At 44.8% G+C, this 12324-nt stretch carries 15 protein-coding genes; 2 read left to right on the top strand and 13 right to left on the bottom strand.

Annotated elements, in window-relative coordinates:
* Positions 1-2: 2 nt before the first annotated feature.
* From EL173_RS05500 to EL173_RS05445, 12 genes are all read right to left on the bottom strand, one after another.
* On the bottom strand, positions 3-182 hold the full coding sequence (locus EL173_RS05500) for a hypothetical protein (protein WP_003593556.1): 180 nt from the start codon (positions 180-182) through the stop codon (positions 3-5).
* The gene (locus tag EL173_RS05495; protein WP_005716050.1) at positions 148-1851 is read right to left on the bottom strand and encodes a terminase large subunit; all 1704 of its coding nucleotides are present in this window, start codon (positions 1849-1851) and stop codon (positions 148-150) included. The genes EL173_RS05500 and EL173_RS05495 overlap by 35 nt, the downstream gene beginning before the upstream one ends.
* The gene (locus EL173_RS05490) at positions 1848-2318 is read right to left on the bottom strand and encodes a phage terminase small subunit P27 family (protein WP_003593553.1); all 471 of its coding nucleotides are present in this window, start codon (positions 2316-2318) and stop codon (positions 1848-1850) included. The genes EL173_RS05495 and EL173_RS05490 overlap by 4 nt, the downstream gene beginning before the upstream one ends.
* A 124-nt stretch (positions 2319-2442) precedes the next feature.
* The gene (locus EL173_RS05485; protein ID WP_005690496.1) at positions 2443-2817 is read right to left on the bottom strand and encodes an HNH endonuclease signature motif containing protein; all 375 of its coding nucleotides are present in this window, start codon (positions 2815-2817) and stop codon (positions 2443-2445) included.
* Positions 2818-2899: 82 nt separating this feature from the next.
* Complete coding sequence (locus EL173_RS05480; RefSeq protein WP_013245609.1) at positions 2900-3241, bottom strand: hypothetical protein; 342 nt, start codon at positions 3239-3241, stop codon at positions 2900-2902.
* A gap of 263 nt (positions 3242-3504) precedes the next feature.
* Positions 3505-4929, bottom strand: a complete 1425-nt coding sequence (locus tag EL173_RS05475; protein WP_019728371.1) for a virulence-associated E family protein — start codon at positions 4927-4929, stop codon at positions 3505-3507.
* Positions 4922-5749 carry a bifunctional DNA primase/polymerase gene (locus EL173_RS05470; protein ID WP_019728370.1) on the bottom strand — a complete coding sequence of 276 codons (828 nt, stop codon included), beginning with the start codon at positions 5747-5749 and terminating at the stop codon, positions 4922-4924. Before EL173_RS05470 ends, EL173_RS05475 begins: the two co-directional genes overlap by 8 nt.
* The gene (locus EL173_RS05465) at positions 5733-5921 is read right to left on the bottom strand and encodes a hypothetical protein (RefSeq protein WP_005716042.1); all 189 of its coding nucleotides are present in this window, start codon (positions 5919-5921) and stop codon (positions 5733-5735) included. Before EL173_RS05465 ends, EL173_RS05470 begins: the two co-directional genes overlap by 17 nt.
* Positions 5918-6193 (bottom strand): hypothetical protein, encoded by a 276-nt coding sequence (locus tag EL173_RS05460; RefSeq protein WP_019728369.1) that lies wholly within the window; start codon positions 6191-6193, stop codon positions 5918-5920. The genes EL173_RS05465 and EL173_RS05460 overlap by 4 nt, the downstream gene beginning before the upstream one ends.
* 44 nt (positions 6194-6237) lie before the next feature.
* Entirely contained in the window at positions 6238-6429 is a 192-nt protein-coding gene (locus EL173_RS05455; RefSeq protein WP_019728368.1) for a hypothetical protein, read from the bottom strand.
* 110 nt (positions 6430-6539) lie between these two features.
* Positions 6540-6761, bottom strand: a complete 222-nt coding sequence (locus EL173_RS05450) for a hypothetical protein (protein ID WP_005716036.1) — start codon at positions 6759-6761, stop codon at positions 6540-6542.
* A gap of 67 nt (positions 6762-6828) precedes the next feature.
* Positions 6829-7098, bottom strand: coding sequence for a helix-turn-helix domain-containing protein (locus tag EL173_RS05445; protein ID WP_019728366.1), 270 nt, complete (start codon positions 7096-7098; stop codon positions 6829-6831).
* A 168-nt stretch (positions 7099-7266) separates the two neighbouring features.
* Between EL173_RS05445 and EL173_RS05440 the strand changes: the two genes are divergently transcribed.
* Together EL173_RS05440 and EL173_RS05435 are read left to right on the top strand one after the other, a co-directional pair.
* The gene (locus tag EL173_RS05440; RefSeq protein ID WP_019728365.1) at positions 7267-7926 is read left to right on the top strand and encodes a helix-turn-helix domain-containing protein; all 660 of its coding nucleotides are present in this window, start codon (positions 7267-7269) and stop codon (positions 7924-7926) included.
* A 107-nt stretch (positions 7927-8033) separates the two neighbouring features.
* The gene (locus tag EL173_RS05435) at positions 8034-9182 is read left to right on the top strand and encodes a tyrosine-type recombinase/integrase (RefSeq protein WP_019728364.1); all 1149 of its coding nucleotides are present in this window, start codon (positions 8034-8036) and stop codon (positions 9180-9182) included.
* 665 nt (positions 9183-9847) lie between these two features.
* On the opposite strand, the gene EL173_RS05430 is transcribed toward EL173_RS05435, so the two are convergent.
* Positions 9848-12142 (bottom strand): alpha-galactosidase, encoded by a 2295-nt coding sequence (locus EL173_RS05430; RefSeq protein ID WP_014571243.1) that lies wholly within the window; start codon positions 12140-12142, stop codon positions 9848-9850.
* Positions 12143-12324: the final 182 nt, after the last annotated feature.

Raw genomic sequence — 12324 nt, 5'->3', positions numbered from 1 at the left:
TTTCACCTCCCTTTGTTAAAGTTGATAATGACTGCGACAGAGATCAAGGTCGTGCCGACTGCTAACATACCAACGCCAAACCCGAACAGCCACCAGATCCCGACAACCATACAGATCAGTCCCAGTAGTAATAGCACGGTCTGCACATTAAAAACTAAAGTCATCGCTCGAATAAAAGTCATTGTCTGCCACCTCGCTTTCCTTGTTTTGATCCATTGCAATTGTGTAGGCATTCATCAGTGCGGCTACGGGGTCAATCTTCGTAGCGTTGTGGGCCTTATCGATAATTGGATTGTTGTTAGCGTCATATTTCAGAATTGCGTTGTTCACCGCATAGGCCAGTAACTGATTATCAGGGTGCTTTAACTGGCCATTGAAGAGATCATCACGAAAACGAGTTGTCGGAATTGAAAGTGTTCTAACACCTTGTCGCACCTCAAGCAGTGGCAAATCGCGTTTTTCAAATTCTGGAATCAGGTAGCCCATGGCGAAGGGATCATAACAGATGGCACGCACGTTCCACTGGTTCCGCTCGATCATGTCGAGAATGAAGCGTAGCACCTCGTCATAGTCGATCATGCCGCTATCAAGTTTGGTAATGCTACATTCGCCGCGACTAGCACCACTGATGTAATCGAACCCGTCACGCTTGATTTTCTCTTCCAGTCCGTACTTCGTCCCCACGAATGAGTGGCTGTCGGCATACAGGTAGCCATCTTCTGGAACTAACCACGAGATACTGGTCAGGTCGCTAGACTTAGAGAGATCCAGCCCGATATACACGTCCTTGCCCATAGTGTCTGGTGGCTCGATAATGGCTTTCTCCCAGTCGTCCAGACTGATGTAACTGTCTGCTCTGGCTGATTGCCACATGTTGAAGTTCTTGACGAGAATTGGCCGCAACGTTCCTTGCTTGGCTGCTAGATCAACATCAGCTTGCAAGCTAGGTCGCATCGTCTTCGCTCTTTCAGTATTAGCCAGTAGTGGATTTGACTTCTCCCAAGTCTCTGGTACAAAGGCTTCATCCTTGCTATCCTGTTCAAAAATGGCAATAAAATACCGATCTGCTTGTTCGCGACCGGTTAAGACTTTGGAGACAAATTTATATTCTTTATACATAGGGCCATTCAGGTCTGGCCCCGTGGTCGAGATGACGGCTAGTAAACTGTTGTCGCTGTTGATCTGGCCGGATTTTAGTGTTCGTAGAATCTCATCAGTACGAGCTAAGGCGAACTCATCAATAATGGCCAAGTCACTTTGATAACCATCTAAGCTATGCAGATCAGACGCAAGCGGAACAGCTCGGCTGTTGCTCGGCAAGTCGATAATTTCGTTGCGATTGATCTTCAAACGATCGCGCACCGATTTGGACATCTTGGAGACCTGACGCAAACCACTAGACAGCATATCAAAAGCCAAATGTGCTTGAGCGTTGCTATTGGCTGTGTAGACGATTTCGCGGTTCATGGCTGGTTTGTTCTCCATGAGGAGATAAAGTGCACCTAGATCAGCCGTCAGGAAGCTCTTACCATTCTTGCGCGCCATGCTGATGTAGGCTCGATCATAACGACGATTGCCGGTTTCTTTGTCTCTCCACCCGAAAAGCTCTGAGATCAAATATTTTTGGAAAAGTTCTAGCTTGAGTGGTGATCCATCACGTGCCGGCATCAGTTCGATAAACTCAACGGCTTTGTTGGCAAAGTCCTCATCAAAGTAATACGGCCATGGATTCTTTTTGCGCTTGCTGGCTTTCAAGTCTCTGCGATAACGTCTTGCTGCTTGCTTAATCTTTTTGCCGGCAACAATCTCACCACTTAGCACCTTGTCGGTATATTCAGTCGCATAGTTCACGATGACACCAGCTCCGCGAACGGATCGTCAGGCTTCTTCTTAGTCTCACTCTTCAAGGCAAGTTTCGCCCGGCTATACACTGACAATCCCAATACTTCGTCAATGCGCATCATTTGATTTGTGGCATCGAGCTTCATTTTAACTGCTGGGTTAGCTTTCACACTATCGGTGGTTTCAACCATCATGCCTTGTTTTTGAATTAGCTCGGCAGCTTTCTGAATGTCAGAATAGGCTTGGCAATGACTGGCAATCAGGGCGGCATCTAGTTCACTCACTGGAATGTCTTTTTTGAGCAATGGTACAATACGGTGCCACTCGGTCACAGCATAGTCATCAAGCCATGTAGGGGGCTGTACTTGCAATTCTTTGTAAGTGAACAGTGCTTTTTCAGAGGCAACACGATCAGCTAACTGTTTTTTGGATAAATGTGCACTTAGGTTAGTCACTGATTTTAGGGGTGCTCCCATGTGTAACGTCCTTTCTGAATTTGTATTCGTTTATACCTATTATAATTATAACACATTGATTATACCTATGTTCTATGATTTTCGGTATTCATCGAAAAGAAAAGAGGCCGACCGTTCTTTTGCTCTAAAATTTGAGGGCGGGGGTCGATCTGTCGGGGGATCTCATCCGGCGTTGTGCTACCTCCCGTGCGGTCTTAGCGTTATGACAAGTCTGGCACAAGCTTTGTAAATTGCTCTCATCAAGCCTGTGTTGCCAACCATAAGCTGTTTTGATTGGCTCAATATGATCAACAAGCACAGCTTGACGAATAATCCCACGTTTCAAACAGCTAGCACAAGTTGGATTGCGCAACCTGAATGACTTTGAAAGCTTTGTCCATGTTGTTGACTTGTAGAAACGTAATTCCTTCTCTTCGTATTGCATGCGTTCCTGATTCGTCGCTTGTTTGCTCTTGTCTTGCTTATGCTCCTCGCAAAAGCGTTGATTGAACGGGATCATGCGACGGCACCCGGGGTGCATGCAAATGTGCAAAGGCACACTCATTTGCATCACTTCGCTTTCATCTCGGCCTTGGGGGTTCTTAATATCTCTTATCCTTGACGAGATCAATCATGCGGTCAATTGAACTAATAGTGTCACTTGCTGAGGAGCAAAGTTCATGGTATGCAATGTGGCTAATGCTTCCATATGAAGATCGTGTCAATAGATTAACGTGTGAGAATTGAAAACCATCTGACATTTCAAACGTTGGATATACTTCAATTTCATAGCCTTCACGTTGCTTAACAATGATGAACCAATCTTTTGGTGTCATGCTACGAACTAAGTAGCGTTCTTTTACAAGCGCCCCAAGTTCAGCCCATTTGTCTCGATCGTGTTTAACGTCTACAAGTGCTGCTTTGCGATATGCTGTTTTTGTCATTTCAATTTCTCCTTGTGGGTAGTTTTAAACTTGCTTGTCTTTGACGTGGTCCACGTGGTCCACCCGGGCAAACGCTGATATGCCGGCGTTTTGAATTGCAACGCACGTGGTCCATACCCGGTCCACACCCGGTCCAGTTTCTTAGCTGTAAACGGTGGACCACGCATGGACCACGTTTAGCCCACGTATACAAAACTCGCAATCCATTGCTGTGCGTGGGATTGACCACGTGGACCACGTGGACCACGTTAGAAACGAGAAAACTATGTCCGTACATAACCATGTGGTCTGTTTCCGTTGACGCGCAGCCTTTGTGCTTGCCAGCCTTCCATGTTGTCCATAATGAGCTTAATACGTTTTGCATCAGAGTTTGTGCGCCCCATCAGGTAACGATCGACTGACTTGTCGAACACCACTTCCATGATCTCTCTAGTGGTGGTTTGTTGCAGTGGTTGTAATTCTCCAGCATCCAAGTGCTGTTGTAACCAAGTGGCCACATCACCGTTATGGTCAATATGAGTGTGAAAGAAGCTGGCCTTTAGGCTCAATGACAGATTTTCCCAATTCGATGGCACTTTCATGTTGAGAAAGTCTTCAATGGCCTCTTTCATAGGGTCAACGGTCTCTGCTTCTTGTTGATATGGTTTAGCCAGTTGCATCAGCTTATCATCAGCAAAGACACTCTCACCTGCATCCACCCATGTTTTGACCTCTGCCAGTATCTGATGTATATCGTGGTTAATCTTAGGCACGCTTTCTTCATTGCGCCATACGGTCTTTGTGGGCTTTGTAACGCCGCATCTGATAGGGAAGAAACGGCGTTCACCAGTAGCGTCTTTCAAGTAGTCCTGTTGATTAGTGCTGCCAATGAACACACACTTGCGTAAATGTGGATAAACATAATGGCTATAACTCCCTCGGTATGAATCAGACTGGGCGCTAATGAAACTCTTAGCCGACTCAATCTCAGTTTTTTTCATTGCAGAAAGTTCACCGAGTTCCATGATCCAGTTACCTTGCAGCTTCTTATAATCTTCGTCCGTTTTGCCCATTGATTTTAATGAATCGCTGAACTTTTTCGGGAACAAGTTACGAGCAGCCGTGCTCTTACCAAGTCCTTGTTTACCTTCAAGAATTGGAACGAGTTCAAACTTGCAACCCGGCTGATAGACACGTTTTACAGCCCCAGCTAACCATTTACGAGTAACAGCACGGGTATATTCACTATCCTCGGCACCTAGATAGTCGATGAAGTAACGTTCTGCTCTAGGGGTACCGTCCCATTGCTCAGCTTCGATCCAGTCTTTAACCGGATTAATTGAATGTTCCTTGCCAACAACAACCATGGCATCTTGCTCATTCTGCTTGCTAAACAAGAGATTGTGCTTACGCTCCATATATGAGCGGACGACAGCGTCATCTTCATCAGTCCAGAAACCTTTACGAATCGGCAATCCTTTAACGCCTTTTGTCTTGATGAGCATCTCTGAAAAGTCGTCCCAAGCAACGACATTGGCGAAGGTTGGATCATTTTCAAGTAGCAGTTGAATATTAACCACTGAATCTTTTCTAATCCCACCATTGCCATCAAGTTTAAGGTCATTTCGCCATTGCTCTTGACCTGTAAAATCAACGTTGACCACTTTCTTTGCTTCTTGCTTAATATCTTCGGGCATCGTTTTAACCAACCGCACGCCTCCTCTCTTCGGCTTTCAATACTGACTTGAAAATCTTATTAACTTCGGCTTCTGCCAGTGGTGTATCTAAATAGTTATCATTAGTTGTAAACAGCAAGTTATAAACTGTCTGCGGCTCTGCGCCTGTGAAGAACATTTTGCCAGCAATCTTAGTCAGAAAATCATTGCGATTGCCGGTACTAGCGCCGTTTACTATTTCATCTAGCAGCTTGCCTGTCCATCGTTTGCCTCGATAAACTGTTGAACCACCAAACCCTAGGTTAGGGTGGCTGACACGTTGGATTTCATCTAGTAACCACTTAGGTGCTGGGGCTAATTTGGTGATCTTGTGCCCTTTGAGTGGTTGATACATGCCGTTCTCGCGAATGCTAGGGAAAACCGGCACTCCAGTTGCAACATAGTCAAGGCCGGTTTTCTCGCCATTCTTTGAGAACAAATCCGATCGACTAGTTAGTTTCAATTCCTTGGGATAGGTGAAGAAAATATGAAGTCCACCGTTTGGCGTTGTTTCTATATAGGTAGAAGGAATTTGATCAGCACGACCCTCAGCGCTCAATTTAGCCAACGACTCATTGCCATTAGCCTCGCTTTTATGCCCCATATCGATATCGAATACCAGCACGCCATCAAGCCCTAAGCCGATATTGTAATTAGGATGTTCGCCCCACCATTTTTTGGCCTGTTCTGGGTCTTTGGTGGCATCTTTGTACCCATGCGAACCAGTAAGTGGTGTTCGTGTCTCTGGCGCAAGTGGATAGACTGAAAAGCCATGCTGCTGATAACCAAGCGCTACTTTAAGCACGTCGACCATCGGCAGCATCTCCCTCCATAAGTAGACGGCGAGCATCAATAATCATGTCAGCGACTGTGTCGGCCAGTGCTGATTGCTGTTCATCGTTGATCTGATGTCGCAAGATATTCACCATTGCACTTGTATCACTCAAAAGTGCCTGTGCGGTTGTATAGTAATCTTCCTTCATCATTTGTTTACCTCATCAATCGTTGCCAAGCTGCTATCAACGTATTCTTGAATTGTTCTCAGGAGCGCCATCCATGTATAAAATGATCGATTCGTACCGTATGCCAAGATTGCAGCATTTTTTTCATTACGATCGTTTCGATATGAAATTACAGAGCCTTCCATAGTGTCGAATTCATCACTAAGAGCTTCTAGAAGTCCTTTTGCAGTGCTTAGGTTATAAGACGCCATTCCTAAATCAGGCGCTTTGGTGCTGTTTGAAACATTTTTTATCATAATTGCCTCCATTTTCCTTGACAAAGTAACCAATTCGAGGCAAGCTAAAAGTCGATATAGATTTTTTCGCTTGTCTTCTTCTCGCCTTGAGTTGCCGCTCTTGGCGATTTTTTTGTGGCCTCAATTAGTGAGCGTTTTTCGGCTTTTTTAGCTGCCCAATACCGATCACAATCAGCGTCAGCTTGGACGTAGTCATGCCACTGCCAGCCAAATTTTGTGCTAACCCTTTGTGCCATGACGATCGTCCTCCGAGAATTGAGCATAGGCACCACAGACAGCTCCAACCATGAAAGCCATACAGAGCGCCGGAACAATGAGCGGGTGGCTTAGTAGCCACGTAATAATGCTAATCATCAGCATCATCCTCGTTTTCATACATCTTTAGGATTTCCGATACCCGCAGCAGCTCTTTTGCAGTCGTAACGGCCAACTCGCTATTGGGAATATACTTGCCATCAACCGTGACAGTACTGTCTTCTGCAATGCCATGAACGTTAAGCTGAATGTCGTCAATCAAATTTCCAAGCTCGTGATCTAGTGCTATCTCTTCTTTACTAAACAAATTCATAATGTTTCCTTTCTGGCTTTATGTTCCTGTCATAAGTTACTTACAATTTTCCGCCTGCCCAGCGTGATTACTTGCCGTGGTTATTCATGTAATCGTCTATGTCTGCGGTATTGATCCGCTTAACGCCACCAACCACTTGCATCGGCAAACCTTTTCTAGTCCAAGACAACAGTGTGTTACGAGCCACACCGGCATAAACCGCTGCTTGACCGATGTTCAGCTTTTTAGGCTCATCATGTTGTGGTGCAAGCTTGCTAACTGCTTGGATCACTTCCTGATGAATACGATCTTGTAGCTGCTTATCGAAGTCTTCTGACAATACTAGTTCTGCTTTCATGTATATTCACTCTTTTCCGATGAACTGTTAAGTTGTTAATTAACCTTAAATCTGGTTACTTAACAACATAATAATGCACCTTTCTTTTATGTCAGTCAATAGGCTATTTGAAAACTTTTATAGTCACACGACTTCAAATTTTGTATAATTGGCCGTGAGGTGACGAATATGCTTCAAAATAGACTTAATGTTTTAATTGCTCAAAAGGGATATTCAATTAAAAAAGTTCATGATGATACTGGGTTGTCAAGAACAACTATTTCAAATTTGGTCAACAATGTTGGCGGTGGCATTCAGTCGGTAACGCTCAATAGACTGTGTTTATATTTCGGTATAACTCCAGCTGATTTTTTTGATTTTGTACCGTTTGATCTATCTTATGATGCTGTTGCTGACAAGCTTTCCGCACTGAATATAGTTTCTGAAAGCGACGACCCAGGTGGGAGTTTTTTCAATTTAATTATTTCAGCTGATAACGGACAGCTATCTGTGAATAAATACTATTTTAGAGTTGGGGTATTCTTTTTTAATAAAGGCCTGAGCGATCCTCAGGATTATAAGGTACCGTATTCGGCTTATGTATACGTCGCTGGGTGGTCACAAGACAAGCACCAAGAAGAAGCGTTGCAATTTAAACGAATGTATTTCGATAAAATGCCTGCAGCATTTCAAGAACAGTTTTATACTTCATGCACCCAGCACATTGTCGAATATGTCTCGCTTAGTCTTGCACCCAAACGCCTTATTTTCGAAGCCGACAGTGATTATAAGATGATTGTTAATCTTCCATACGGACGTACTGTAGAAGCATCTATTATTCCAAAATAATAAATCCAATATCATGGCCGAAAAATCGGCCGCCACCTTTTCGCCATTTTCGGCGAAAACTCTCCAATCTAACACCGCCTGCCCAGCGTGACGGATAGGAGAAGAATATGGCAATTAAGAAAGTCAAGCTTAAGTCTGGTGCAGTTCGCTACCGCGTAACGGTCAATGCTGGGCTTGTTGCTGGAAAACGCAAGAATATTGTTCGCAATGTTCAAAGCATGCAAAAAGCACGTCTACTAGAGTCAAAACTCAAGCTAGACGTGGCTAATGGTTTATATGATGAAGAAGACACTACCCCACCGGTTCATACCTTTAGTGATTTGTACAATCAGTGGTGGCCGATCTATGTTCAAACTGTGGAAGGAAGTACAGCCTATAAGACTAAGCAACTTTTCCATAACCACTTGATCCCTATGTTTGGTTCTAAAACTCTCACCGCGATAAAAACCGGCAGCATTCAAAGTGCTGTCAGTCAGTGGCGAGAAACAACCACCAAGGCATACAAGGAACGTTTCATTTATTTGAAAAAGATACTCTCATTTGCTGTTAAGATGCAGTACATCGAAAAGAACCCCGCAGACGGTGTCGAATTGCCACGCGGGGTACGATCTGGAAAGTCACCAGTGTACTGGGATAACAAGCAAGTCGCCCGATTCCTAACTTGCATTGATCCTAATAACGATCCAGAAAAGTACACAATGTTTCTGCTGATGGTTAGCACCGGTATCAGGCGTGAAGAACTATGCGCCCTGAACGTATCAGATGTTAATTTCAAAACGTCCACACTGTCAATCAATAAAGCCTATGCAACTGGTCTGAATGGTAAGGAATCAATTAAAGGCACCAAGTCAACCGCGGGTATGCGCACAATACCATTAACCCCGAAAGTGACAATACAGCTTAAAAAGTGGATAGCATTACTTGACACAAGCAAGATTATCAGCATTCGAGATGATCGGCCACTGTTCCCATCTCCACAACACTTTGAAAAACGTTTAGGCATTAACAGGCCTAACAAGTGGCTGAAAGATATTATTGAAGCAAACCACCTTACACCTCGCATCACATTGCACGGTCTGCGTAAGTCTTTTGTAACGAATATGATTCGCAGCGGTGTTGATGTTTCGACTGTACAGCGGCTTGCCGGTCACTCTACGCCCGATGTGACGCTTCGCATATATGCTGGCATGAATCAGTCGGATGCTCGAGAAGGCATCGAAAAGTTAGCAGATTATATGGAACAGGTAACATTTTAGGTAACATTTGGAGTAAGGCCACCGCACAAATGCTGTTATATCAGCGGTTAAGGCTAATGGAGTTGGAGACTCCTCACCTCCATTTTGACCCTTTTTCTTGTTTCTGGTTAGTCCCGAAATGCTGTTAAATCAGCGTTTCGGGGCTTTTTATTTTGTGCTGTTTAGGGGTGTTTTTGAAGTGAAGTGCACAAAAAGTGTACGTTTAGTGTCCGATCTTAGCTGTTGAAATCCCCTATTCAAAGTGAGTTCAGTCCATAAGAATCTCACTTAACGTGACCAAATAAACTTCACCTTTAACCAGTTACATTTGTTAAAATACGGATATTAAACGAAAGAAAGAAATCATCAACCTTCGCCATTGTTTTTGTGCCAGCTATGACCCACCGCAACTCTAGAAAGGAATGTCAAACTTGAAAAAAGCCAACCATTTACCACTCAGTATCATAACAATTGTTGCTGGCAGCCTCAGCATCATTGCCGGCGCTATGAATCTTGCTTCAGGCATCTTACTACTGGTGAAAAGCCGCCATTCGCCATCATAAATTGTTGAATGGCGACAATCAAATATCATGAAATGAAAAAAGCCCGTTGCAACGAGCTTTTTTTTGTTATTGTTCAAATTTCAAACTAGGCGATTAACTAAACCCGAGCCGCGTAGTAACGTCTCAAGCATGTCCAACCTTCTGCTGCTTGCGAGTCTCAGGTTGATGCTTGCCGGTTTTGGTTGCTGTCACCCCGTCAAAAGTCAATAAGGCCGATTGATAGTCACCGATCAATTGGGCTTGTTGCCGGTTAGCGCCATTGAATTGGATCGGTAAGCGAACGCCAACCCGCTGCAAGACATCACCGGAAACCGGCCCAGTGTGACCGTTTACCCAATAACGTTGGTTTGGCTGGGCAACCGGTATCTTCATATACTGCACGGCGCGGCTGTCTGCATCGGCAAGGACGCGGAAGAAGCCTAAGACTAAACGCTTGCGGGAATGATCGCTTAGCAGCCATGCTACTTGATTCTGGCTGTTGGATTGACGTGGCAAAAGCAGCCGAAAATCACCATTTAAGACTAATGGTTGTAATTCATGATAATAAGCAATTTGGTTTTTGATTGCTGCCAATGCCGCATCATCCAGTTTGGTTAAATCCAATTCATAGCCGAGAATGCCAAATGCTGCCACACGAAATCGCGTAGCCAACGGTGTGGAGCGTCCGACTTGTTCATTCGGTATCGCCGTCACGTGATTGCTCATACAACTTAACGGATAAGCCAGTGCGGTTCCTGATTGAATTGCCAACCGTTCGATCGCATCAGAATCATCACTGGTCCAGATTTGCGGACTATAAAAGAGAATCCCCAAATCAAAGCGCCCGCCACCACCAGCACAGCCTTCAATCAGCAGGTGGGGAAAGGCCGTGAGCAGCTTTTGATAGAGGGTATAGACGCCTTGTACATAGCGATGGAAGAATTCACCTTGAGGATGCCCAATTTTTGCCAGGTAGGGTGAATAGGCTTCGGTAATACTGCGATTGAGATCCCACTTCACATAATCAAGCTTGGTTTCGGTAATAACGCGTTGCATTTGCGCAAAAATATTATTCACGACCGCTGGATTACTAAAGTCCAGAACATATTGATGACGCGTGATCGACATTCGGCCGCGCTTGGGACGGACCACCCAATCCGGATGTTCCTTGAAAAATTGCGATCGAGGCGATACCATTTCCGGTTCAAACCACAGGCCAAACTGAAGGCCGAGGCCATGAATTTCCTCAGCAAAATGCCCTAAGCCATCCGGAAACTTATGCTTATTTGTGAACCAATCCCCCAATGAACTTAAATCATTATCACGGGTACCAAACCAGCCATCATCAAGAACAAAACAGTCAACCCCCACCTGACGTCCCAATTTAGCCAGATGCAGCAACTTTTGTTCATTCAAGTCAAAATAGGTCGCTTCCCAACTGTTCAAAACAACCGGACGCGGCTTTTGGCGCCATTGCGGGTCAATAATATGCCGGGCCACAAAACGCTGATTGACTTGGGATAAACCAGCTAGTCCCGCTGAACTAAAGCTTAAGACCACTTCAGGGGTAGTAAAACTGGTTTTCGGATCTAGTCGCCAGCTAAAAGAAGCCGGATGAATGCCAGCCAAAAGCCGCGTCTGATCCCATTCATTAACTTCAATGCTATCCAGAAAGTTCCCCGAATAGACTAAGTTCGCACCGTAAGCATCGCCAACAGCAAAGGGTTGTCCGGCTGCGTGCAATGCGACGAACGGATTTTGTTCATGACTCGATGCCCCGCGCAAAGATTCCACTGAAAACGTTCCTTGCGTCAAAGGCTGTGTCTGAATATGCCGCTCTTTGGCCCAGTTACCTGACAAGTGAACAACATCATAACGGCCTTGGGGTAAATTCAGCGCCCCGCTCAACATCCGCTCAATCATAACCGGCTCAGCACCTTGGTTCGTCAAAGTAGCTACCCGAACGACCGTGGCACTATCCGAAAAAATCGTATACTGCAGCGTTAATAATAACTGCGCCGTTTCATCTTCAAGGTGAATTGTCAAAATATCGGTCAGGGCTGGATTACCAAAGCTCGTTGGATGATGCAAATCCCGCATTTTGGTGTGACTCACCTGATAATCTTTAAACACAAAATTCGGATACACGGGTGCGTCTGCTTGGGTCACACTTAAACTGCCTTGCCGAAAATCGCCAGTTCCATAAACCGGATACTCCTGTTGCGCATCACCTAATGCAAACGGCTGATCGTCGGAAAAGTTAGCCATCCACGCAAACGGACTGGAACCTTGCGATAGATAGGTCAAATCAGCAGTCGTCAACGATAATCTTGGGCCAAAATAGAGATGGCCCAACTGACCATTTGGCAATAACGCACAAATATAGCTGATCTTTTGATTATATAAATGAAAAGCATGATCGTCAGTAACATCGATCAATTAGGGTCTCCTTTCCGCGATAAATATCACCTTTGTTATAGCATATAAACTGTTTTGATGTACCTTTCTATAAGTGGCATTCTGCCGTCAGCATCGGTGTGACAAAAATACCGTTTTCGTTAAGGCTTGGTTCGACCCATTAAGCAGATCGCGCCAAATGGCAAAATAAAAACGAACTTCCC

This window comes from Lacticaseibacillus rhamnosus (genome assembly GCF_900636965.1).
In the GTDB taxonomy this organism is placed as follows: domain Bacteria; phylum Bacillota; class Bacilli; order Lactobacillales; family Lactobacillaceae; genus Lacticaseibacillus; species Lacticaseibacillus rhamnosus.
The sequence above is the reverse complement of the archived record's forward strand: the minus strand, read 5'-3'. Positions and strand labels throughout refer to the sequence as shown.